The sequence below is a fragment of the Legionella pelazae genome (assembly GCF_052527395.1).
Window position 1 is genome coordinate 71,301 of sequence record NZ_JBNVZS010000004.1, and the last position, 24,790, is coordinate 96,090.

Here is a 24,790-nt window from a genome sequence, read left to right on the forward strand (position 1 = left end):
AGGAATACTAGCAAGTAAATTATTTAAATATAGAAATCATTGCTGTTACCATAGTATTTTCCGGCCAATACTATGGTATTAAGCAAGAGATTTTTAATTTAAAAAAGATTTACGAAGCTTAATAGGTAATGCATTCATAACCTTCTCAGCAATATTGCCATCAAGTTTGCTATAAATGAACTTCATGCAATCTTGGACAGCTTGTCTAATATCAACATTTAGGTTACCCATTTCTCTGGATATTGGCTCAATAAATTCTTCCAGAGTTTCAGCTCGAGAAATGGGTTTAGATGGATCCCAACCATCATAATATACACCCTTTAAAATCATTGGAAACTGAGCAGCTAAGTGAGCAGCAAGATCAGGTGGTAATCTATCACGTAAACTATGTAATACAATACGTAATATTGAGTAACATTGTGATTCATCACGGAAATGGCCAAATTCTTTAAATTCGTCTAACCACTTATAAGTCGTATTTACTGAGGATTCAATAGATGAAACTCGCATAATGGCCTCCTTGTCATAATTATGATCTCCATTAAAGACTAAATTCTATTAAGCGTATAAGGGAATTTATTATCTACCACTAAACCTAGTATAGATTACCCTTAAAAACTAAGTAAAATAAGGAATTAACTTGATTAACGCTCGTTCATCAAATTTCCGTTAGATTTTAGTCGATCATATTTGCTTTAAAGCTATGGGCAAACTTAAAGAAATTCATAGTATAGACAACAATAAAGAAGAGATATTAAAGTATCTCAATCTCTAAATTTCAATAATGAACCCCTAATTATTAGCCTAAGTAGTATAAAGGCTATACTGAATATACTTTCTATCTATGATTCATTTTTAAGCCTTTGTTTTAATTGATTTAAATAAGAAAATACCTGTTAAATCCAGGAAGAATTAAATCCATATACCATATTTATTAGATTAGTGTAAGAATTTTAGTTTATTGAAAAAACAATCTATTTGCTTTTAAAAGCCCACCTTTAGTGAATAACCACGACACTTTAAAACAAAAGGCCGTGGTTTAAATGTTTTATAGATTAAAGTTAGCTTTTAGCCATTCTTTTGCTGCTTGACTGATTCTCTCATCTTGCAAAACAATATCTGGAATAGCTACTGTTCTGGCTTCTCCATATATCTCATCCATTAAGTCATTCCATGTTTGTAATACTTGAGATGAAGGAATTTTTCCAACTTTATCAAGAACATTATAAATACGCTCTTTCCAATAGGCATCTATAGCTTTATCCATCCAATCCACAATATCTAGGGTTAATCCATGTTGTTCTAAGCCTTTCCCTTGAGCAAAACCCTTTTCAAATTTTTTAGTTCGAAGATGAGCATATTTTTTGCCATATAAATTATTCACCCAATCCATTAATTTTTTTCCTAAATCAATACCAATCTTGGAATTTGGATCTTTATGTAAGTTATCTTTAAATTCTTTAACGAGATTAAACCAATTCTTTTCAAACATTTCTTTTTGTTCGGGTGTAGTATTAGATGTCATATTAGTTTCGAATTTTGCATATTCTTTCAATTCAGCAGGCGTAAATATTTCTTTAACCCAGGCATCTTCAAGTTGTTGTGTCATTTTATATACCTCAATTAGTTCAATAACTTTTTTCCATGGAACGGATTTATTATTACTACAATCATGAGATATGCGATCTAATATAGAACTTGCCTCCAATAATGACTCAGCTTTTTCCCGCAAAAACCTTGATTGCATGGCAAGATTCTGCAACACGTTATCATTTCTGGTAAGCAATTGTTTGATTTGAGATAACTCAAAACCAAAAAACTTAAGCGCAATAATCTGTTGAAGTTTTAATAAATCTGCTTCGGAGTACAAACGATAATTATTATTTTGGCGCAAACTAGGTTTAAGTAAGCCAATCTTGTCATAATGATGCAGCGTACGTACTGACACTTGCGCAAGGCTCGCTAGCTCTTTTGCATACCATTTTCTCATAGTCTTTGCCTCCTTGTTGCCAAGGTTAGGGTATAACGTAACGTCATGGTCAAGCCTTTTAAACTATAAATTTATTCTTGCCGATATCATTATATGATTTTTAGTATCTCAATAAAGATAACCTCCTTAATCAATTCGAGTTATTTATAAGAATTACATCTAATAATGTTTAATTGTTTATGGAATAAAACAGGCTCTTAACTCTTAACTGGCAGTGCTTAATTTAATTAAGTCAATAGCGTATAACAATATTGCTCAAACATCATATTCCGCCAAAAAACTGCCCTTCTTAATTATAAATTAATCTAAAGAAACATATAATTAACAAATAGGATATTATTTAATAAAATAGTATTATGTATTCTCATCAAGCCATTTTTAATCTATATCAGGCTTTAGGCTATCACGATGGCTTTGGAGGATTATGCTACGGTTTTGCAGTCCGCTGGCTGGAAGCCAGTCTTTTAGGTAAAGCAGAGCAACAACGCTTTGAAGAGCGAATTCAGCGCATTATAACGACACCAACTCTAACTTTATATGAAGCTATTTTAAAAGCGCAGGAAAAAGATAAGCAAGAACACACCAAAGAGGATGAAGATTTACTTGATATACGTTATTTTTATGACAGCTTAATCTTATTTTATGAGCCAGAAAATTGGGCATTTTTATTTAATCAAGAGCGCTACTTAAGTCAGACTCAGCTTGACCTTATTTCCACCCTTACTTCATCTAATGATATAAAAGAGCGCGGGGGATTAAGAACATTATATTCAGAGCCTTTAATTTTTAATCAGTTAGAAGTTGAAAATTATCTAGAGCAGCTAGCTGACTTGCTAGAGCAATCTTCAGAAAAGATATCAGACCAACCTATTGGGCTTTTATTAAGCAATCGAAAGCATGTTGTTGCATTAGTTTATAAACCAGACCAAGGTTGGGCTTATCGAGATATTAATCAGGATCCTGATTCTAATTATACGTTTGATACTAAAACAATAGCAGCAAACATTATAAGGGGCTTTTCAGGGACCAATAATGATGATTATATTACCTTTAATGCAAAAATAGTACTTACCAATTTGGATATAAGAAGTAATTATTTAGAAAAAAGATTGCTGCAATTTAAGCAAGAGCATCCCATCAACAAAGATATTGCTAAACGCAAAGCAGACCCTATTAATCTAGTTTATACTGCAGCTCAGTATAATCATTTTGAACTGATTAATGATTTAGCCAAACACGGCGCTGATTTAAATCAAGCGGATGAAATGGGTATGACACCACTCGCTACTGCTGTTTATGATGGCCATCTTAATACAGTCACCACGTTAGCTAACTTAGGCGCTCAAGTAAATCAACCAGATCATAGTGGTAAAACGCCCCTGTTTATTGCTGCTCAGCAGGGCCATTTTGACGTTGTTAAAGCCTTATTAAGCTATCAAGCTGACTGCACTTATGCCTGTAATTTTAGTAAAGAACAATTAATAGAATTTGTTGACTCTTATAATAATGATATACGGCAAAGAGCCTATAATTTTGTTCAAAATTGGAAAATGGCACAACCCATTAAAGTAAAACCTGAGAATATTGCAGAAATTATGGGACATAATGAAGTAGCCGAGCTAATTAAACAACTTACACCACAAGACAGCCCCGCCGTAATGTCTAAGCCATTAAAAAAACGTTACTCCTTTTACCAACAAGAAACACCCATTTTGCCTATTAAAAATAAAATATCCCCTACAGCGCAAGAAGAACCTGGCCCAGATCGCAAAAAAATAAAGATTCAGTCTACTCGTTTTAGCAAGAGTAGTTAATTTAACAGAGATTAATTAACAAACTAATTATAAATTTCACACCAATTATTCAATTTTTATGACAGAAGAAGACCTTGCTCCTAAAATCCGCTTAACAGTACCTAATACCGCTAAACTATATTTTCTCAGTAAAATCCTTTTTTATAAAATACAAAGGTAAAAAAAGCCGCCTACTATTCCCTATCTTTTGGCAAGAAGTAAATATTATACCTACAGCAATTCAGCAGTCTTTAGATATCTTATAGACTTAACTGATGTTAATAAGTACATGAGAACTTAATAGTAGCTAGAGATGTCGAGCAAAAAGCTCGACTTTATTATTAAAGATAGTATTTAAATTTTTTGTTAATATTACATATTATTTGTATGCCTCTCTTCATTTTCTGGTTCAGGCTCTTGGGTTTGATTCGCCTGGACTAAAAATATATTAAATAGTAGCAATGCTATTTGATCTTGCTGGTTATTAACGATACGAGGTACTAAAAGCATAAGAAGAGAAGATGGTATCGAATCAGCATCCACTTGTTGAGTAGGGCTATTCTCAGCATGTCGCTGAAGAACAATGGGGCGAAAAAATAAGAGATTAGAGTTGCGTGCCGCATTCATAAGTTCGTCCTGGGTTACGTCTCTTGCCCAATTATTAATTAACTCTTCTTTGATAGAAGTACTAAATTTTTTTGGCTGTGTTTCATTTGGATTAAATTTAAAAAGTTCTATTACTTGTTCTTTAGTTAGTGGTTTATCAGTTAATTTATCTTTTTCAAAAAGCAACTGACTATTTGCTTGATTAATTAAAGACTCTATAGGAACAGGCCAATATTCCGTGGCATGCGTGGTTGGGTCACTGGGAAGAAGTTCTAATCCTGATGAAATTGCTTTAATGCAGAATTTATTATCACCAATTTTTACTAAGTAAACAATGGTGTTTTCATCAAGTATTGTCTCTTGTTGCATAATAGGATCAAAATAAGTTGACATAATAATAACCTCTTAGTTTTTAATTGAGATTAATAGAAACTTATAGGATCAGATTGATTTATTCAATACTTTTAACTCATTATTTAACCAATATAGATTTAATACAGCCAATATAGCTAATAGTGCTTCGCGGCGCGACAGGGCTATACTTGCTCTGTACTGTATTTTAATAGTTAAATGAATAGTCCTTATTATTCATGACCTTAAAACTGGCCTATAGTTAATGAAAGCTAATTAAAATTAACCCCTACAGGAGTGCTATAATGCCATCATCAAGGATTGATGAAATTACCCTTCCTTATATTCCACTTAAAGTAAATTTAGAAGACCTCTCCCCTGATAATAAACTATTAACTAATCAACAAATTGCTCAAGCTATTAAAGATATTGAAATTATTAAAAACAAGTCTCATAAGATTTTTAAAAAGAAACCTTTTGCCCAGCGATTTAAAAAAGCTGAATTAAATACACCTTACGATATCATTGTTTTTAATAAAAATTATTATGCTATTTATTATGGTGCCAAACAAAATAAGCATGTCGGTTCAGGGGGATTTGGTTATGTAAAGCTAGTACAAAATCTTAAGTCCGGTGAATGGGCAATTTTAAAGCTAACTGTAGTTGATAAAAAACACAATGAATACGTATTATTGCAGAAAGTTGATTTAGCTTTAGGATATCTTGAACGAACACTGCCTATGCATAAAGAAAATTCCTTTGTTAAATATCAACAAAGACAAAATAGAAATGGCGCTGCAACGTGGTGGTCCCCTCGCCAGGCTAATCTCTTAATGAAACTAGCTGATGGCATTCCTCTAGATGAATTAGCACGAGGCAATTATAATTTACCTATTAGTAAATGGATTGAAATCATCCTACAAGTATCCAAAGAATATAAGAAACTCAAAAATAAAAACATAATACATAAGGATCTAAAACCAAAGAATATTTTCTATTCTTTTGAAAAAAATAAAGCAACTATTATTGACTTAGGTGGTTCAAGAAAGAAAAGCCTTTTTGTCACCAAAAAGCTCGAGAAAGAAATCTATACTATGGGATATGTAGCGCCCGAATTACTTTTTAAAACACACTATAATGAAGCAACTGATATTTACGCTCTTGGTAAAACCTTTCTTCATTTATTAGATTTAAATAATTATCACTTGTCTCACATTAAAGACAATCAGCTTTACTATAAACTTTATAAATATTGTTATTCTCGTATGGCTAATGATGAGCCAGCAAATCGGCCTTTAATTGAACAAACAATTCAATACTTTGAAAAATTACAATCTTCCTGCTCCAATTTATTGCCAAGGCCATTTAGAAAAATTGCTTTATTCTCTGTCGATGAATTTTTACATTGTTTACATGGAACTAAAGAGGATAGACATAAAGAGCAACCTGTTGAAGAAAAACCTTATAACCATCTTATAAAAAATGAAGCAATTAAAACTCTTCAACCAGATAATTTAAATTTTTTAAGCTTTTTAACACCTACTTTTGATCTTATTAATTCCTATTTGCATCCAACTAATACAATTTCAGCAGAAAAAGTTTTTGATAAAAAATTAGGAACAACTATTTCTTTGCCTACTGCAACAGAAAATCAAAAAAGATATGCCCAGGCCTTTATTTCCACATTGAAGCTATTTGACGAAGTATGGTTTATCGACACAGATAAAAGGGAACAAAAAGGCTATATTCAATTACAAAGAGAATTAAAAGCACAAAAAATCATTGTCGGGCAACGATGTTTTTTAACTGAAGATCAAGATTTAAATCAGGTTATACCTGCTATTTTAGAAAAAATTGGCAAAGCAAATTTAAATAAAGATAGTAAATATTTTTTTGTAACTACGCAAACAGAAATACAAAAGTTAGCAGATATATGTCAGATTACATTGCAGCCAGAGAAAGAAGAAGACTATTATCAAAAAATAATCGAAGCCTATACTGCAATAGATGTTCAAAAAGAATACCAGACTATAAGGGAATCATTATTCACTCTGGCTGATCAATACGAAATTGTAAAAAATATCATAGAAGACTTTGATAAGCGTTTTGCAACAGGAAAATTATCTTTCGGCTATCTAAAAGAGATTTTAAAAGAACTTAGAAATCAGTTACCTTTTCTGGAAGATAAGATATCTTCAGCATCAAGTCATAATAATATTAAGTTTTTCTCTAAACTTAAGCATTCTAAATCTCTAAAATGTATTAAGCAGATTGATACACAAATTGATGACTGGGTGAGTTCATATCAAATGTAATTGGCCATAAGAATCCGTATTACTGAAACGTAATACGGATTTAGCTTCTAACCCATCTTTAAAGGGCTACTATATTTTCTGCTTGTAGTCCCTTAGGACCCTGCGATAAAACGAACTCTACTTTTTGACCTTCTGCCAGGGTTTTAAAACCTGAACTAACGATTGATTTAAAGTGAGCAAATACATCTGGTCCAGATGCTTGTTCAATAAAGCCAAAACCTTTTGATTCATCAAACCATTTTACAGTGCCAATTTTTGTATTAGACATAATAATATCCTGAATTTATTTAAAATGTGCCTTTGCAGGCTTTGCATAGCGAAAAAGTAGACTTAAACTTTGAACCTTCAGGACGTCGAGTAATAAATAAAACAACGAATTGGAGAGAATAAAAAAATAGACTTTCTTCCTAGCTGATATGATAGTATCAATAATAATAAATTGTGTCTAGTTTAGTTATTACATTTCTTCTTTTTAAAAATAGCCATACTTACTTTTTACCAACTTGGCCTTAATACTGCGCTACATCAAGCAACGTTAAAAATTAATTTTGCCAAGTCAATAATCTCAATTAAATCAATTTTTCAAAGCCTAAATTAAGAAGAATCTGTTTAATTAACTTTTTAATTTTCTTTTCAGTGCAAGAACTATATCGTCGAGTCGTTCCTCTGTATATTGAGAATACTTGGACTATTTCTTTACATACTTTTTCATTACTTTTATCTTTTGTATCACTTATGTGCTTTCTTGCCAATTTAGTAATACTCGAGAAATTGGCAAGTCATTACCCAACTAAAGTATTGTTAAGTGGTTTATTTTTCTTTAGTACCCTTGCTGTCTTACTAATAGTATTAACCATGAATTTTAATTGGATTTGGTTAACTTATGGGCTTGCAATAATACCTACAGTCATGACGCTACCTATCTGTATCACTATTAATTTTAATTAGCTAGCTGTGAAAAAAATCTCTATATCTTAACGTTACTTTATAATTTTAAGGCTTTGACTGCTAATTTACCAGAATAAACAGCTCCCTCCATGGTTGTAAAGTACTTCTGTTTAGTATAATCACCTGCCAAGGCAAAACCTTCAATAGGGGTTTTTTGAGATGGCTTAAGCTGCTCGACGTGAGGAGCCATACGATAAAAATCAGCCTGTTGATAGGTGACATGAAAATTTTTAACGTGGCTTACGTTAAGATTAATTTTTTTCATGTCCTCAAGCACCGCAGCTAATAATTCATCAGGTGTTTTTTTTATTGATTCTTCCGTTTGCGCAAGGATAATAGATAATCTGCCTGTTGTGGAAGAGAATGTTGTTCTTGATTGCTCCGAGAAAGAAGAGAGCAACGTGCCCGGTGCAAACGTGGCATGATCAACGCTCATTGCTGGCTTCTCCAGCTCTAATTGAATCGTAACTGTAGGCAGCGTTGGTAGCTCAAGAACCTTTCTAAAAAAAGGATAATTGAGAAGTGATTGACTAATAATTTCTTTAGCGGGTAATAAAGAAGTGGCTAGAATAACATTTTTTGCCCTAATTTCTTCTTGACCTTGTACTACTCCTACAATCTTCCCATTTTCAACTAGAATTTTTTCTACTGGCGTGCCTCTTTTTATGATACCGCCTTTTTCTTCTATTTTCTTTGCTAAAGGCTCTATCAGAATGTCACTCATTCCACCGGTAAATGCGCCAGCTCGAATCCAAGGCCAACGTAGAGCAACCGGCGAAAATAGACCAAAAAAAGCGTACGCAGAATAATCCTGAGGCGGTAGGAAGAATATTCCTTCGGTTAGCGGTACTAATAAGCGCTGTATACATTTATCAGAAAGGCGATGTTTTTTTGCATAATCTAGAATGGTTATAGCATCTAAATGACCAAGCTTAAACCAATACCTTATAAAACCTACAAGCATAAAAATTGAAAATTTAATCTTATCTTTCCAATTTAAATAGTGATTGTTTCCTAAAGCAGACTTAAGTGTTTGCTTAAAACGAAAAATTGGAGCAAAGCCATACACGGCAGAAAGACCTTCCGGAATTCGAAATTCTATTTCATCTTCCCAGATTACAATTTTATTATATTTTAAACCTGCTTTTTTTAATAGTTGTGGGAAATGAGTATAGGTACCAATAACTCGATGTAAGCCTGACTCTACAGTCATACCATTTTCCTGCCATGAGGACGTTCTTCCACCGAGCACCTCACGTGCTTCCAAAATAAGAACAGTTTTCTCTTTCTCTAGGCATTCTATTGCAGCACTAAGCCCAGAAAGCCCGCCTCCAATAATTATCACATCCTGGATCATATAATTCCCTTTGCTTTCCTTAAGCCCGTAAATAAAGATAATTTATCATCACTTAAGTCTTTATTATAAAAATATACTTAAAAATATAATCTGTATTCACCTATTTAAAATAAATCTTTTTTAACATCTGGCGCAAATGAAATAGAGGATTTCCTTCATTAATTAAAGAAGGATGCGCCAAGGCTCGCTTGTTAAATAAAATAAGGAAGGAACAACTAGTCCAATTTTAGTATTTTAAACTTCGACATGCAAAACATTAAATTTGTTAGTGATTGATTTTAATATGCCGTTGAGCGGAATCGAAGCTAATAGCTACTCATCTACGTTATCTAACTTTATAGGGCTATAATCAAACCTCTCTTGGTGAGTTTGATCTAGATTATTTATACCAGTTTTATCATACGTTTTACTTAACGCTAAATAGGCTTCTATTGCGCCTTCTTTTATAGCAGCCTCTCTTGCATCTTTCATATTACCAAATGATATTGGGTCTTGGCCGTCAGCAATATAGTAGCTTCTATCTGCTTCTTTAATTTCAACAGTATAAGCAAATAAATCATCTAGAGAATAAATAATCGCTGTCTTAACGTTAGGGTTAATCTTTACAGAGGGGTTCTTGTTTGTATTCATAATGAGATCCTGTAAATAATCACTTTGTTTAACTATCAGTCCTGTAGCAAATTATCTACAAATTTAGAGATTGAGGCTTAGCTTACTACATATCATGCTCTTTATACCCATTTAAAGTTAATTGAATCCATCGTTTATGTTTTTTTTCATCGCTAAGGCCGCGCTTTAAAATAGTAACGGCATCTTTCCATTTATCTTTATACTTATTTAAGCGTTCATAAGCAGTATTGGTATCTTGCTCATTTGTTAACATTGCTTGAAGAATCGCTCTATCACCCATAAGATTGACTAACACCACCTTGCCTTGGGTTAGAAAACTCTTAGGACTTGGGCCATCTGGCACTTTGGCTTGATGCTTACGCAATAAATTAGAAATTTCTTCAACATGGCGTTGATGATCTTCTTTGAATTCTTCCATTTTCTTAATATGCCCTTCCTTTTCAAGGAGATTGATTGCAGCCTCATAGGCTTCTATCGCGTCATAATCTAATTCACAAAGCTCATAAAGTGCATCTCTAAATTCTGTTTGTGTTCCAACCATCGTGACCATTGTTTATCTCCCTATAAAGTTTGCTATATTTTGATTAGAGCCTTGGCCTTTTTTCTTAAGGATTTGTATAAGTATAGTTAAATTTGTAGTTCTTGAATACAAACCAAGGAATAGTATGAATAAGATAGCTATTGCTATACATGGAGGCGCAGAAGATAAAGATCCTTTTGTCGAAGAGCACGCCGAAGAATATAAAGAGGGCTTAATCCGTGCAATTGAACAAGGGTATCAAGTACTCAAAAAAGGTGGTAGTGCGATGGATGCGGTTGAGGCAGCTGTAGTCTCACTTGAGGATAATCCTCTTTTTAATGCTGGCCGAGGCTCTGCCCTAAATGCCCGAGGGGAAGCCGAAATGGATGCGGCAATTATGTGCGGTAAAACCCTAAGGGCTGGCGCTGTCTCTATGGTATGTAATGTAAAAAATCCTATTAGCCTAGCCCGTATTATTATCGATAGAACTGATCATGTTTTTCTCTCAGGCTATGGCGCACTTGATTTAGCTAAAGATGAGAATATTACTCTAGAAACTGATTCTTATTTCATCACAGACTACCAATTTGCAGCTTTTCAGGAAAGTCGTGACTTAAAACACATTCAAAAGCTGTTACAAAAGAAATTACATGGAACAGTCGGTGCTGTGGCATTAGATAAAAAAGGAAACATAGCCTCAGCTACTTCAACTGGCGGGACGCCTAATAGCTTGCCCGGTCGAATTGGAGACAGTTGCGTTATAGGCTCAGGTTGTTATGCTAATAATAAGACTTGCGCCGTTTCTGGTACGGGAACTGGTGAACATTTAATCCGGGCAACAGTAGCTAGTGCGGTATCATTCATTACCGAATTACAAAATAAAAGTTTACAAGAAGCCTGCGATGAAGTAATTCATCAAAGACTAAAATTCTTTAAAGATGCCGAGGTAGGTGTAATTTCAGTTAATACTCATGGGGAAATTGGCATTGCGTTTAACACCGAACTAATGAAACGTGCATGGATAGGGTTAGATGGGAAGCTGGAAGTACATATAAAATAAAAAGCCCTGTTACATAAATGTACCTAACTTCAATGTTGACTTATCATAAAGATGCTAATGGAACCTAGTCATCTTACCCTAGGATCGTCTATGAATGCCATGATCAAAAAAAAACAAATTTGGCTTGTGAACAGAACCAACTGTTTTAAATTAAAAATTTAAGACAGTTGCTACACTTGCTACAAGTTTATTTATTCTATACAGTTCTTAAATGTTAATCACAACGCCTAGTTCCATTTCATGATGTTTAAAACTAGCCATACAATCATCTAACCGTTTTAATTCGACCTTTAAACTATCTTTAAGATGCTCTGCAATAAACGTAAGATGTGTCTTAGTTAAGCTAGCAAAGCGAGATAAGATGTCTAATCGTTGGCTGTCTGAATTAAGTTTACTTACGTTTTCTTCTACTGCCTTAACAAAATGAAATAATATCTTTTTCTTAGCATCATTATTGGCTAGATCTAAGCAAGAAGAGGCTTCTTTAAATTTAGCAAAAACTTCTTCTAATTGCCCTAATTTGCGATAACAAAGAATAAGCTCTGAATACAGGTTTAACTTCTCTACATCAGCCCTCATATTCATAACCGAATAAATACTTAATGCTTCTTCATAAATTTTAATTGCAAGAGAATAATAGGCTTTTTGACTGATTCGATTGCCAATTGTTCTAAAAAAAATGATGAAACGCTGTAACTTCTCAGTTGCTTCTGCTAGCTCAAATTCCGTTAACATTTTTAAGGATTGAACTATTGTATTTTTAGCATCAGTAAACTCCTTCAAAGCAGCATCAAGATTGCTCGGCGCATTACCTCCCTCTAATGGTTTTAAAGCCTCATAAAAAGCAATACGCGCATTAATTTCTCTTAATCTCTCACGGAAAAGGTCCCTTTCTGCTGGATTTGTAGTTTCTGTAATAGCCGCCTCATAACGAATTTTTGCTTCATAGACACCTTTGCGAAAATGTAGCTTTCGTATTAGATAATAATTAAAAATTTCTTGTCCATGTGCTTTAAGAGCATTATTGACATCAAGGTTGTAAGTGCTAGCATCGTAATTAGCTATTTTTCCATCATCAGCGATTGTTATGTAGTTCATTAACAAGTCAATACGCTCGAACGTCCCTTTAATCCCATGACCTAAAACGAAATTAGGCTCAATCTGACCATCTCCTAAGATGCTAATATGTGGTAAGCCTTCCTCCTGATAAGTAAAACAATTTAGTTTTTTTGGATTAACAACAAAGGTAGTAAAATTGGGTTTAGAGCGTCCTTTCTTTGATTCCATAGGCTCATATTGAATAGCTGTTTTGTTAGTTAAGATACTTAAAACTGTTTCCATCCAGGCACTCTGGTGTTCGGGTAACAAATCACTAGGACAATCAATATAAAAACAATTTTTATTTTCTTTGAAATGAGTATGATGGCAATCTGGGAGAGTGAATTCTGTCCAGCCAAATAGACGTAATTTTTCTATAGCTTGTATATATTCTAAATGTGTCTTTCCTGTTAAATTGTTTTTTTGATCAGGTGTCACACTTCTTGCTTGTGCAGCAATATTATTATCTATTTTTAGATAAGCTATAAGATATTTTTTTACGATTACCTCTTTCGAAACAACAGAAATTTCAAATGGCCTAGGCATGCCTTTTATTTCACACTTCTTATTAACTTCATGCGCTAATGCTCGCTTAGATCCTGTGCAGTCAAAAACATAATCACAAGAAACAAACTCTTCAACGAGTTTCTGCTGCTCATTTTTATAAGCAACATAAATTCCTTTTGGCTCTTCCGAAAAACGCATAAATTGTTTTTTCTCTACGGTAATATTTTTAGATACAACATGTCTGTACAGACATTTTTCAATATCTCTAATGTGACTAGTCGCTTTATTAAAATGGAGAGGAGCTTGTATTCCCGATTCAGCTTGTTGAAATATACCAATATTAAGGGCACCGGGTCTTACATAATCGCCAGCCCTTAAGTCATAAATAGCTATATCTTTTATCCCTTTTTGCTCAAGATTACTTGCGAAATACAACCCGGCAGGACCTGCTCCAATAATTACAACATGCGGCATACTGTAAACCTATAAGGTGATATTTGTACATTTTAAACAAAAATTGTTAAGAAAGTATTAAAGTTATTCAAATTTAGCAGATTGTTCACAGTAAACGCATCTAAAGTTTAATAGTAGGGTCGATGATGAGTTTATTAGTCTCTCAATTGATTACAAGCAATTATGGGCTAGTACCTAAAATAGGTGAAAAATTAATCTCTATTGCAAACCAACTGCCACCAAAACTGCTCCTCATCAAACTATTGCAAACTTAAATTTTGTGATTCTTAGAAATTTGATAGTCCAAACTAGTCACGATTTAAGTTAAATTGCAATTATTGCAAAAGACTGATCAAGAAGAAATAAAGGAAGAAAGAGTTACTAAGGAGTCAAAAGAAGAAGAAAGTATTGAAGTTAAAGATGTTCCAACTTTTCCAGATGGCAAAGTTGGTGCGCAGATTAGAGGGAATTTTATTGCTAAAGATAATTCAAGTTTTTTTCCTGTTGTTAAAAAAGATATTTCAGATTTTAATAAACTTAAAAACAAATTTTGTTTTATATAAAAAGTTAAAAAAAGCAGCATTGGATGGTGAAATTTGTCGTGAATTTTGGCCAATCTGGAATTAAATATTTAGGATCTGATACATGGGAGGCAAAAGTAAGCGGCAAACAGCGTCTATTTGGGAAAACAGTTGAAAAAGATGGAAAAAAATTTATTGTTTTTGATACCTATTCACCAAAAGGGCTTCATCGCTCGAAATAAAGTATTAGATTTATCCCATACGTTTGCCGTAAAAAAATAAGATGCACTCACGAAGGCTCTTCGATATTGCATTTGATTGGACTAAATTTTTCTGTAAGGTTTATTTATAATTGAGTGTTGATGTTTTATTAAGACTTGTTTGTCGGCCAAGGCCTGATCTATGCCTGCTATTGTGAGCGACGTTAGATGTTGATTGTATTGTTAATGTCAGATAAAAGTATTTTTTAAATTTAAATTTTCTTAAGCGCTAGCTATGATATGGACATTACTTGCCTTATTTTTTTGGTGGTTAATTTATCGGGAATTAAAAAGTCCTATAGGCAAATTTCTAGGATTCGAAACAGATGTGTCAATGCCCGTTTCTAAGGGATATCTTGCGCTATTATTTGTTCTTGCTTTGTTATGCTCGTGGCCCCCTTTATCTCATTGGCACTTTCAACGTCACCTAACTAATGTAGCGCGACAGTTATCACAAAATCCATCAGCTATTGTTCATTGTAACACGCTGTTTGATACAATATTTGATGAAGAGATAGGTGTGGCAGGCCATGCAGATATTAAAAAAGGATATATTGTCATACAGTACCCTAGATGCAAATTATTAAAGGACTATATTAGTCATCCTAAGCAAGCAACGTTGGAAGAGCTTATTAGCTTAAACATATTAACGCATGAAAGTATGCATGTACGAGGAGAGTATGATGAAGCGAAAACTGAATGCCAAGCAATACAGAGGAATTTTCTTACAGCAAAGTTACTTGGTGTTCCTGCTCAGATTGCTAAAGAGAACGCGCTAGATTATTACACCCGCGTTTACTTAAAGCGTCGTGATAGATATTTTTCAAAAGATTGTGCTGCCGGGAAAGCGTTAGATGAACAATTACCTGATTCTATCTGGCCTGAACAATAAAACTGCCCTATCAATTATACTACTAATAGCGTATCCTAAATGGGTTACAAGGAGGTAATCCATATATGAAAACCAACTATTTTTTGGGGACATCAGCCGACGGTTTCCATCGGGTTGTATACACGGAATGGGGGCAACCTATCCCAGCTAAACCTACTTTAATTTGTGTCCACGGACTTCTTCGTAATCGACACGACTTTGACGCACTGGCCAATTTTCTAAGTCTACAGGGACGCCACATATTTTGCCCTGATATTGCCGGTCGTGGCGATAGCGATTGGTTCAAAAACCCTCAGCACTACAATTTTGAACAATACATCGCCGATATGACCGCTCTTATCGCTAGATCATCAGCTACAGAAATTGACTGGATTGGTACTTCAATGGGCGGGTTAATTGGCATGATGATGGCAGCTTTGCCCAACTCACCCATTCGCCGTTTGGTGCTAAACGATGTTGGCCCACAAGTTCCACTTCATGGCCTACGACGCTTATCCAAATATGCTGATACACATACTACATTTTCCAGCAAAGAGGAAGCAAAACAATATTACCAAAAAATCTATGCAGGCTTTGGTGATTTGAGCGAGTCTCAATGGATTGACTTTACAGAGCACAGTATTACACGTCGCTCTGACGGCAAATACATTGCTAAATGTGATCCCAATATTTCACACAATAAGACACCTACACAATTTTTGTGGGAACTAGTGCTGCATCCCCACAAGACCTTAGAAGGGATTTTTTTCGATATTGATTTATGGCATATATGGCGCCAAGTCTCATGTCCTGTACTCATCATCCATGGGCGCCATTCTGATATTTTGTTATCTGAACATATCACCAAAATGCAAGAAATTCATCCACATACAGACTTGATAGAAATAGAAAATGCAGGCCATGCCCCAGCACTACTGGAATTGACAGAACATGAAAAAATTAAGAATTGGTTACAAGCGTAGATACTATTGTAACAAAATCAACTACTTCTCATTTAGGTGATTTAATAATGATCGGTATTTTAATTTATTTAGCAGGAATTATTCTCTGGCCAATTATCTGGTTTTTTCTTGACGGTTATTCATTGTTTCTGGAAAACAGAAAAATCATTATACCGTTTATACTGTGTATAATAATACTTGTAGGCAATATTATATTGCAAGTATTTAATGATTCTGTTCTTCCAGTCCATTTAGAAGAAGATTTATTTCGTTTTCTTGATCATCGTTCAAGCATTATTATCAATATTATCTCAGGAATACTTATTCTCTCAGCAGTGGTTTATAGTGTTGGCGATCGAGAAATGCCACGACTTTTTCTCCGCTTCATTTCTACAACTTACATTACTCTACTAGGATTTATGATTCCTATTTTGTGGATTCCAACAAATAAGCCAGAATGGTTACAGATTTTACGTTTCTATCAGACCGTTCCTTTTACTTATAGTATTTTCTTTGCCACAACTTCAATATTAATTTTATTGGCCGATATCCTGAAATGGCTCGGAGAAGAAAGGGAGTAAGCGTTTGTTTTCAAAATTTGTAACTTTATCTGATTCCAAATTAGCCAAAACCTTAATCCATGAAAAATGGTTATATATTATGCTTCAATAATATAGTCTACTGTTTCTGCGATATTCCTCATAAATGAAGCTTAACTTAACACCTAGTTGACCTGCTTATATTAGCGCTGAAATATTGATTTTTATTGATCAATTATGATACAATTTAATACTATATTGAACAAATTAATCTATTCATGACCAAGAAGATATTAATACGAGCTAGTTTGGAAAAGAAGTTCGGGGAAGACGAATTTGCATCCTATAAACAAACTTTAGCCATTTTCATGGAAAATTCAAATAGACACGGCCTAAATTTCGAGAAATTACGAGGCCCATTAGGTGAGCAGAAAATCTATACCATTAGGCATAATAAGAAAAGTCGCATTGCCCTTTGCCCTATCGAAAGTAAAGAAGGTCAAGTCTGGGTCGTGACCGACATCTTACCCAATCATGAATATCCCCACCTTACTCCCTTAGACGATGAGGAGCGACGTGCACTTACTGCAGCCCTCAATCAGGATATTACCGATAACAACAATAATACTAACTCAGAGAAGGAAGAGGTTGAGGAGACAGACTTTGTACTGTCAAGCCGGGTAGAATTTTGTAACAAGCAGTTTATCTTATTAGATGAGGGGCAAGAAGAAGTTAGAATCAAAGGCAAAACGTCCCTGCCCTTAATCATCAGTGGCGCACCGGGCTCTGGAAAAACGAGTGTCTTGTTAGCGATTATCAAGCAAAACATCATGCATTGGTGTGAAGAGCGTGGCGAGCCACCGCGTATTTTAGTGATTGCCAAGTCAACTCATTTAGTGCACCAGCTGCGTCAGGAATGGGCTTCTATATGTGAAGTCGAGTTTAAGGGCACAACGATTAATCCAAACTGCGTTGAGTTTAAAACCCCAGAAGAAATCTATACCCTTAACCATGGGGCAGCCAATTTTAAAGGTGAAGGCGACTTTATCCAGTGGTACAACCATTACGCTGCCACGCAACTTAAATTAAATGCCCGTGAGAAATCGGCGTTGCCGGTTGAGGTAAGTGAAGCACCGCTTATTTATCAAGAATTCTACACCATGTCTGCTTATGACTCCTTTGAAACCTATAATAGTCTAGTGAGCAGTAAATTTTCCTTGTTTTCAGATGAGAAGACGCGTGCTTGGCTGTGGCATGTGTATCAAAGTTATCTAAAAAAATTAGCTGACAACCAAGAGGTCGATTTGGCGTTTCATCCTATTGAACTAACCGAGCACTATGACTTTATTGGGGCAGATGAAACCCAAGATTTATCGCGTCAGCAAATTAAATCCTTGGTGCACCGAAAACCTTTGTCTCAGAACGATGTTCAAGCAGATAATCTTATTTTTTGTGTGGGTGACCATCAACGTTTGTTCGGTAGCGAAACCACGCTGCCATTTATTCGCTCTATTTTTTGGGAAAAGTATCAAAAAGATGTCACCACCCACGCCGTGTTGCAAGCCTCTTACCGCTGTCCGAAAGAAGTGATTGAAGTTTCTAATGCGGTGCTGCAGTTTAAATACCAAGCCATCGGCGGGGCGTCGTTTTTGGATAAAAATGAATTGGCTTACGTGGGTGCAAATCAGGCACTCACTCAACATGGCACTGTGCATTGGTTAGATAAAAAAGACGAGCTTACGCCCCTAATGAATGATAGAGACAATGTGCACTTCATCGTCATTACTAGTGAAGAATTCCTAACAGAAGCGATAGACTTATTTGGCCGTGAGCGTGTCTATACCCCAACCAGTGTGAAAGGATTGCAAGCCAAACACGTGTTGTTGTATCGGTTTTTAGAGCAAGACGGCTTTAAAGCCGCCAATCCCATCATTGGTGAGAATTTTATGTTACAAAACCAGCCAACTACAGTGGCGAAAACCAGTGACGGCAGCATTCGGCACAGCACCTTATTCAATGAGTTTTTTGTGGCAACCACGCGTGCTGAAGTGTCTTTATCCATTTATCAGCCACCGGTTAGAGGCATCCACTTCATCCGCGACCCCCTTAAAGACTTTGTTGAAAAAAACAATCATTCAAAAACTCATACCCAAAGCCTGTCCACTCATTCCTCTAAAGAGGAGTGGTTAGCGCATGCACAATACCTTAAAGAGCGCGGCCAAGAAGAGCAGGCCAAAGCCATTGAAGCACGGTTTAAAGAGCCTGAAAATAAAGTAACCGAACAGAAAGTCACTGTAAACAGCCAAGCCTCAATTCAAGCCGCGCAGATCCCAACTCAAACCACGCCAATTGGCAAAAAGAAAAAAGGAAAACAACCCTTGCATCCTATCGAGGAAGTCTTGCTTAATAAACCAGGGGCCATAGACAAACTTCTGACAGACAACAACGTCAGACATTATCTCTTTCACACATATTTAAAGACGATCAATGAATCGTGGCCTGATTGCAGTCTCCTTGAATACCTTGAAAAACCAAATCCTAAACACGCTAAAGTGAAAGACAAACTTATGGATGAGTTAAAATGGCGTTTGGAGCGGATTTGTCAGTGGAGGGCGCCAATAAAAGAGCAACAAAACCAACAAGATGATCTGATGGGGTTACTTTCCTATAAACCCAATAATGCCGCTTCTTCTTTAGCACAACTATTGCTAAAAAGGCTCAAACCAAACACCCCTGCCCAGCAGTTTATGCAGACCTTTATGCGCAATAGGCGAAGCCAACTTGATGAGCAGTTAGAAAAAGGTAATAGTCAAGCTGTTGTGAGTTTGCAGTATTTGGGACTTCTTAATGCATTCAATAAGGACGATCATACACCAATGCATATAGCAGCTTTAGCAAACAAAGCACAAATCATTACTCAACTAAAAAAATTAGGCGCGGAAGTAGATAAACCTAATAAAAATGGTACAAGACCGCTTTATCTTGCGGCATATTATGGTAACGTGGCAGCAATTAAGGCACTGATAAGTGCAGGAGCAAAGGTAGATGAGTGCACTGAAACTGGTGCTACCTCACTTTACGTTGCGGCACAAAATGGTCACGAAGCAGCAGTTGAGGCGATTATAATTGCTGGGGTGAACGTAGACAAACCTAATAAAAGTAGTGCGACTCCGCTTTATGCTGCGGCATTAAATGGTCACGGAGCAGTAATTACGAAATTGGTAAAATTAGGCAAAGCAGATGTAAATAAGGCGGCTGAGGATGGATCTACTTCCCTTCATGCTGCAGTACACAATGGCCACGTGGAAGCAATTAAGACATTAGTAAGTCTGGGTGCAACAGTAGACATACCTAATCAGAATGGGGCGACCCCGCTTTATATTGCAGCGCAAAATGGTCACGTAGAAGCAGTTAGGGCATTGGTAGAATTAGGTGCGGATGTGAATAAGGCCTGTGGTGCGATGAATCAGACTCCCCTTCATGCTGCAGCACAAAATGGTCACCTAGCTGTAATTAAGGAATTATTAAGCTTAGGTACGAAAGTAAAAGTAGACGAGCCTAATAAAAATGGTACAACTCCACTTTATCTTGCAGCACAAAAGGGTCACGTGGGAGCAATTATTGCACTAGTAAAATTTGGCAAAGCAGACGTAAATAAAGTTGCTTATGATAACTATACTCCCCTTCATATTGCAGCACAAATGGGTTACGGAGCAGCAATTAAGGCATTACTAAGTTTAGGTGCGAAAGTAAAAGTAGACGAGCCTAACAAAAATGGTGCGACTCCCCTTTACCTTGCAGCACTATATGGTCAGGTGGAAGCAATTGAAGTATTAGTAAAGTTGGGCGAAGCAAATGTGAATAAGGCCTGTGCTAACAATAATACTCCACTTCACTGTGCGGCATACAAGGGTCACGTAGAAGCAATTAAGACATTAGTAAGTCTGGGTGCGACAGTAGACATATCTAGTCAATTTGGTGTAACTCCACTTCACTGTGCAGCAACAGCTGGTCACGCGGAAGCAATTAAGACATTAGTAAGTCTAGGTGCAACAGTAGATATACTTAATCAATTTGGTACGTCCCCGCTTTATATTGCAGCACTAAATGGTCACTTAGAAGCAGTTAAGACATTGGTAAGTTTGGGCGCGAATGTAAACCAGCCTACTCAAAAAGGTGTGACCCCGCTTTATACTGCAGCCAAAAATGGTCATACAGACATTGTTTCCTATCTGCTGGCATCCGATGCTTGTTGTTTTAAAGCATGGCAATCAAGCAGTAAAGAATTAATAACGACTGCTGAAAAGTTAGGCCCAGATATATTAACCAGAGCTAAAGAATTTATAACCAACAAAGGGCAAGTACTTGATTCAAACGATAGTTTGCCTATTTTGCCTCATGAGGTTGCCCATATTATGGGTCATAAAGAAATAGAACAACTTATTTTAAATAAAATGGCTTCGTTACAAAGCAATGCTGATAATAGATACACATTTTTTAGTAGCCAAGCAACTAGCGATGCCTCAACCTCAGATGAACAACTTTCCTTGACAACGTAAACCTACACCTGCATCTGCTTCAATATCAGCTAGCCGAATCTCTTGTCCTGCATCTGTTCTCTGCCCTGCTTTCGCCATTAGACCGGTAAGTGATTCCTCGCCTGCTGAAAGAAGTTGATTGGGTTTAAGCATGTCCATCATCTGAATCGTCACTCATTGACTTAAATGATAGAAACCTTCTTCCACCACCATTTTCTAACTCTTCAATTGCTTCGCGAGATATTTTATTAGGTAACTTTAATTCAAAAGGCATACCTCTACATAAAACAACTTGAGCATAGAATGCATTGATTGCTTGAGAAGGCGTTATATCTAACATCTTTCAAATATTCTCTGCCTCTTCTTTAAGATTGCTATCAACCTTACTTGGACAATTTCTGTAGTCATAATCAAAGTGCAGTTTAGTTTCAATTAAAATAGTAGAGGCAAGGTAGAATGCTCGGGATAACAGTAATATAAAAAGCGTTACTAATATTTCCCGAAGGGCCTGCTGCAGCTAGTCGCCTTGCATGACTATAAATAATTCGCAAATCTGATAAAGTGGTCTAACGTTTTTGTCATTCACTATGGAATTATAATATGGACATTGGAAACGTTTGGCAATCAATTAAAGAGTTAGTTAAATTTTGGCGTATAGACAGGGTTTCCAGTTTATCTGCGGCATTGGCCTTCTATACTATTTTTTCACTTGCGCCAATCCTGCTTATCTGCATTGTTCTCATCAGTTTCTTCCTGGGAGAAGCTGCAGCACAGGGCCGTATTTTAGATCATATTTCTGGCTTGGCAGGGACAAAAGCCGCTTTGCAAATTCAAACCATGATAGAAAATAGCCAACAGGCCGATAAAAGCAAGATACCTCAGATCATTGGGATTTTTTTCTTGATTTTTGGTACCACCAGGGTTTTTGCTGAACTTCAAAATGGATTAAATAAAATTTGGGGAGTAATGCCTAAACCTGGTAGAGGATGGCTTAATATAATTAAAGACCGTTTCCTGTCTTTTAGCATGGTTTTGGGGATTGCCCTTCTTCTATTAGTCTCAATGGTGTTAAGTGTCGCCCTTGCTGCGATGAGTAGCTTTCTCATCCAGATGTTCGGTGGCAGTGTATACATTTTCATGATCTTAGACTATATCATTTCTTTTCTCATCATGACCTTACTTTTTGCCATGCTGTTTAAGGTATTACCGGATGTTATTCTTGACTGGAAGGACGTAGGGATAGGGGCTTTTATTACAGCTATTTTATTTACCTTAGGAAAATTTATTGTTAGTTACTATATTAACAACAGCGGCCGGGCCTCAGTATTTGGCGCCGCCAGCTCTTTGATTATCATTTTAATCTGGTTTTATTTTTCTTCACAGATATTATTTATAGGCGTTGAAATAAATAAATTACTGGTACTGAAAAAAGGCAAAACCATCAAACCCAAGGAGTCTGCCTTGTTAGTTGATAATAACAGGACAAACATAGAGAACATAAGCTAAACACCTTAACAGTGACTGCGTGCGCTGCCTTCCAAGTTGAGAGGGGTTTTACTATAATTCCCTCAACTCCGCTAGAAGTCCTTACAGACCGAGCATTAGTAAGTCCTCGATACTCTTTATTTTTTAAATAAGGATTCGTTTCTATTAATGGTTTCATATCCTCATTATAACTTAAAATATAAATTTCATTTAAGGCCATCTTGCCAAATTTTAGTTAGGAAGTAAGTATATTTTTTCGCCACAAACAAAGTCTGTATATTGCGCCCTTAGAAAATGATTTTTCTGCGGGATGTAAGAAAATTGGAATCTTAACTTGCGTATTCGATAAGTACGATAGGAATATAGAAGATCAACTTAGGAATACATTAATAGCATATTATTAATCATTGAATTATCGTAGATAACCTTTTTAGATTTCAGTACGCTCCATTTTGGAACTCTGTAAATTAATTCAGTTATCAAGGAACCCTTGACAACTGAATTTGCTTTAAAAGAATTTAAATAAAAATTAATTATGAAAATAAATTTAAATCAGAGCCTATAAATTAATTTTTCATTGCTTACAAGCCAATTTTGTTCATTTTTCCTAGTTGTTCATTTTTATTGAACGTACTATAATTATGAACAAGCAAGCAGGGGCGATAGTTATGGATACGGAAAAATTGTTGTCTACAATTAAGAACAAGTTAGGCGTTGAATGCAAGTATGATAAAAGATCAAATCAGCTCAATATCCGTATTCAACAAAATAATCTTACCTTTAAGCCTGAGATAATTGGCAACATCGATAAATCTAATATTGGTGTAATCACCCACTATCTGCAGCACTTAAATAAAAAAAGCATATTAATTACTAACCACGTTAACAAAGTACTTGCTGAGAAACTACAAGAGGCAAATATTGAATATATTGATTTATCAGGCAATATGTTTATCAACACAGCACCTATCTTTATCTCTATTAAAGGTGAAACACCTCAAAAATCAACTATAGCGGATACACAACATTTCTCTCTTAGTGTTGCCAGTATAAAAATTATTTTTACCTTATTAACAATTAAAAGTGCATCAGATCGTACCTACCGCGAAATAGCAAAAATGAGCGACGTTGCGCTTGGAAGTATAGGTAAGACTTTTTTAATGTTAGAAAAGAATGGTTATCTAATCACAAAAAATCATGATGAAAAGCGGCTAATTAATAAAGAAGTTTTGTTAAATAAATGGTGTATCGGATATACAGAAAGATTACGCCCTAAATTAATAATGCAAAAATTCTCGACGGATAACCTGGCTTTGTTAAAAGAAGTAAACCCTATGGATTTTAATTTTCTTTGGGGCGGTGAAATAGCAGCGGCTAAATTAACTAATTATTTAAAACCAGAGACTATTACCCTCTATGCAGATGATGAGCTGCCCTTATTACAATATAAATGTCGGCTAAAACGAAACATTAATGGCAACATTGAACTACTTAAAAAATTTTGGAATTTCGATACCAAAACTTACGAACAAAATATTGTGCCGTTTATTTTAGTCTATGCCGATTTATTAAGCTCATCTGACGAGAGAAACCAGGAAACAGCAGAAATTATTTATGATAAATTCATCAAAAAGCAAATGGAATAATGTTTCAAAGAATGATATTGAATTATTTAAACTGATAAATAATATTACCCTTAGCAATAATTGCCCCTATTTTCTAATTGGGGCAAAAGCAAGGGATATACTTTTAGAGTTCTATGGTAAAAATGCAGCCCAAAGAGCCACGTTAGATATAGATATTGCTAAGCAACAACTCAGTTATGAAGATGCTTTATCGAGGATAAGTATGATAGAAAAAGGACTTAATGACTAAAGTAGCTAGAAATATCAATAAAATAAAAAAGCAAGCGTAGCCTACTATCTCCCTTTGGGCTTTTTTCCTAAGCGCAGAACCTCTTAGGAGGCTTTCGTTTTTTATGACACC

General features: G+C 35.4%; 23 protein-coding genes. 13 read left to right on the plus strand and 10 right to left on the minus strand.

Features of this window, described 5'->3' with window-relative positions; genetic code table 11:
• Positions 1–93: 93 nt before the first annotated feature.
• Together ACQUW5_RS06045 and ACQUW5_RS06050 are read right to left on the minus strand one after the other, a co-directional pair.
• Entirely contained in the window at positions 94–510 is a 417-nt protein-coding gene (locus ACQUW5_RS06045) for a DUF2267 domain-containing protein (protein ID WP_444990324.1), read from the minus strand.
• Between the two features lie 538 nt (positions 511–1,048).
• Complete coding sequence (locus ACQUW5_RS06050; RefSeq protein ID WP_444990325.1) at positions 1,049–1,990, minus strand: MerR family transcriptional regulator; 942 nt, start codon at positions 1,988–1,990, stop codon at positions 1,049–1,051.
• A gap of 356 nt (positions 1,991–2,346) precedes the next feature.
• Here ACQUW5_RS06050 and ACQUW5_RS06055 point away from each other — a divergent pair, with 356 nt between their 5' ends.
• A complete protein-coding gene (locus ACQUW5_RS06055; RefSeq protein ID WP_444990326.1) occupies positions 2,347–3,804 on the plus strand; it encodes an ankyrin repeat domain-containing protein in 1,458 nt (485 codons plus the stop codon).
• Positions 3,805–4,155: 351 nt separating this feature from the next.
• Here ACQUW5_RS06055 and ACQUW5_RS06060 read toward each other — a convergent pair whose 3' ends face one another.
• Positions 4,156–4,782, minus strand: a complete 627-nt coding sequence (locus ACQUW5_RS06060; protein WP_444990327.1) for a hypothetical protein — start codon at positions 4,780–4,782, stop codon at positions 4,156–4,158.
• A gap of 263 nt (positions 4,783–5,045) precedes the next feature.
• On the opposite strand from ACQUW5_RS06060, the gene ACQUW5_RS06065 reads away from it, so the two are divergent.
• A complete protein-coding gene (locus ACQUW5_RS06065) occupies positions 5,046–7,055 on the plus strand; it encodes a protein kinase domain-containing protein (RefSeq protein WP_444990328.1) in 2,010 nt (669 codons plus the stop codon).
• Positions 7,056–7,113: 58 nt separating this feature from the next.
• Here the strand turns inward: ACQUW5_RS06065 and ACQUW5_RS06070 are convergent, their stop codons facing one another.
• Entirely contained in the window at positions 7,114–7,323 is a 210-nt protein-coding gene (locus ACQUW5_RS06070) for a cold-shock protein (protein WP_444990329.1), read from the minus strand.
• 368 nt (positions 7,324–7,691) lie between these two features.
• On the opposite strand from ACQUW5_RS06070, the gene ACQUW5_RS06075 reads away from it, so the two are divergent.
• On the plus strand, positions 7,692–8,003 hold the full coding sequence (locus ACQUW5_RS06075) for a hypothetical protein (RefSeq protein ID WP_444990330.1): 312 nt from the start codon (positions 7,692–7,694) through the stop codon (positions 8,001–8,003).
• A gap of 37 nt (positions 8,004–8,040) precedes the next feature.
• Here ACQUW5_RS06075 and ACQUW5_RS06080 read toward each other — a convergent pair whose 3' ends face one another.
• From ACQUW5_RS06080 to ACQUW5_RS06090, 3 genes are all read right to left on the minus strand, one after another.
• Positions 8,041–9,360, minus strand: a complete 1,320-nt coding sequence (locus ACQUW5_RS06080) for a hydroxysqualene dehydroxylase (RefSeq protein ID WP_444990331.1) — start codon at positions 9,358–9,360, stop codon at positions 8,041–8,043.
• Between the two features lie 312 nt (positions 9,361–9,672).
• Entirely contained in the window at positions 9,673–9,990 is a 318-nt protein-coding gene (locus ACQUW5_RS06085) for a hypothetical protein (protein WP_444990332.1), read from the minus strand.
• A gap of 85 nt (positions 9,991–10,075) precedes the next feature.
• Positions 10,076–10,540 (minus strand): ferritin-like domain-containing protein, encoded by a 465-nt coding sequence (locus ACQUW5_RS06090; RefSeq protein ID WP_444990333.1) that lies wholly within the window; start codon positions 10,538–10,540, stop codon positions 10,076–10,078.
• 115 nt (positions 10,541–10,655) lie between these two features.
• Between ACQUW5_RS06090 and ACQUW5_RS06095 the strand changes: the two genes are divergently transcribed.
• A complete protein-coding gene (locus tag ACQUW5_RS06095; protein WP_444990334.1) occupies positions 10,656–11,570 on the plus strand; it encodes an isoaspartyl peptidase/L-asparaginase family protein in 915 nt (304 codons plus the stop codon).
• Positions 11,571–11,777: 207 nt separating this feature from the next.
• On the opposite strand, the gene ACQUW5_RS06100 is transcribed toward ACQUW5_RS06095, so the two are convergent.
• Positions 11,778–13,649 (minus strand): hypothetical protein, encoded by a 1,872-nt coding sequence (locus tag ACQUW5_RS06100; RefSeq protein WP_444990335.1) that lies wholly within the window; start codon positions 13,647–13,649, stop codon positions 11,778–11,780.
• Positions 13,650–13,966: 317 nt separating this feature from the next.
• Between ACQUW5_RS06100 and ACQUW5_RS06105 the strand changes: the two genes are divergently transcribed.
• From ACQUW5_RS06105 to ACQUW5_RS06130, 6 genes are all read left to right on the plus strand, one after another.
• Positions 13,967–14,191, plus strand: coding sequence for a hypothetical protein (locus ACQUW5_RS06105; protein WP_444990336.1), 225 nt, complete (start codon positions 13,967–13,969; stop codon positions 14,189–14,191).
• A gap of 23 nt (positions 14,192–14,214) precedes the next feature.
• Positions 14,215–14,391 (plus strand): hypothetical protein, encoded by a 177-nt coding sequence (locus ACQUW5_RS06110; protein ID WP_444990337.1) that lies wholly within the window; start codon positions 14,215–14,217, stop codon positions 14,389–14,391.
• A 253-nt stretch (positions 14,392–14,644) separates the two neighbouring features.
• The gene (locus tag ACQUW5_RS06115) at positions 14,645–15,301 is read left to right on the plus strand and encodes a hypothetical protein (protein WP_444990338.1); all 657 of its coding nucleotides are present in this window, start codon (positions 14,645–14,647) and stop codon (positions 15,299–15,301) included.
• A gap of 65 nt (positions 15,302–15,366) precedes the next feature.
• A complete protein-coding gene (locus ACQUW5_RS06120; RefSeq protein WP_444990339.1) occupies positions 15,367–16,263 on the plus strand; it encodes an alpha/beta fold hydrolase in 897 nt (298 codons plus the stop codon).
• A gap of 47 nt (positions 16,264–16,310) precedes the next feature.
• Positions 16,311–16,823, plus strand: coding sequence for a hypothetical protein (locus ACQUW5_RS06125; protein WP_444990340.1), 513 nt, complete (start codon positions 16,311–16,313; stop codon positions 16,821–16,823).
• Positions 16,824–17,149: 326 nt separating this feature from the next.
• Entirely contained in the window at positions 17,150–21,340 is a 4,191-nt protein-coding gene (locus ACQUW5_RS06130) for an ankyrin repeat domain-containing protein (RefSeq protein WP_444990491.1), read from the plus strand.
• On the opposite strand, the gene ACQUW5_RS06135 is transcribed toward ACQUW5_RS06130, so the two are convergent.
• Both ACQUW5_RS06135 and ACQUW5_RS06140 read right to left on the minus strand, forming a co-directional pair.
• A complete protein-coding gene (locus ACQUW5_RS06135) occupies positions 21,311–21,472 on the minus strand; it encodes a hypothetical protein (protein WP_444990500.1) in 162 nt (53 codons plus the stop codon). The two genes, ACQUW5_RS06130 and ACQUW5_RS06135, sit on opposite strands and share 30 nt — an antisense overlap.
• Entirely contained in the window at positions 21,465–21,659 is a 195-nt protein-coding gene (locus tag ACQUW5_RS06140) for a type II toxin-antitoxin system RelB/DinJ family antitoxin (RefSeq protein ID WP_444990341.1), read from the minus strand. The genes ACQUW5_RS06135 and ACQUW5_RS06140 overlap by 8 nt, the downstream gene beginning before the upstream one ends.
• A gap of 260 nt (positions 21,660–21,919) precedes the next feature.
• Here ACQUW5_RS06140 and ACQUW5_RS06145 point away from each other — a divergent pair, with 260 nt between their 5' ends.
• From ACQUW5_RS06145 to ACQUW5_RS06155, 3 genes are all read left to right on the plus strand, one after another.
• Entirely contained in the window at positions 21,920–22,825 is a 906-nt protein-coding gene (locus ACQUW5_RS06145; protein WP_444990342.1) for a YihY/virulence factor BrkB family protein, read from the plus strand.
• Between the two features lie 647 nt (positions 22,826–23,472).
• A complete protein-coding gene (locus ACQUW5_RS06150) occupies positions 23,473–24,450 on the plus strand; it encodes a type IV toxin-antitoxin system AbiEi family antitoxin (RefSeq protein WP_444990343.1) in 978 nt (325 codons plus the stop codon).
• Complete coding sequence (locus ACQUW5_RS06155; RefSeq protein ID WP_444990344.1) at positions 24,419–24,679, plus strand: hypothetical protein; 261 nt, start codon at positions 24,419–24,421, stop codon at positions 24,677–24,679. The genes ACQUW5_RS06150 and ACQUW5_RS06155 overlap by 32 nt, the downstream gene beginning before the upstream one ends.
• The last annotated feature ends 111 nt before the right edge of the window (positions 24,680–24,790 follow it).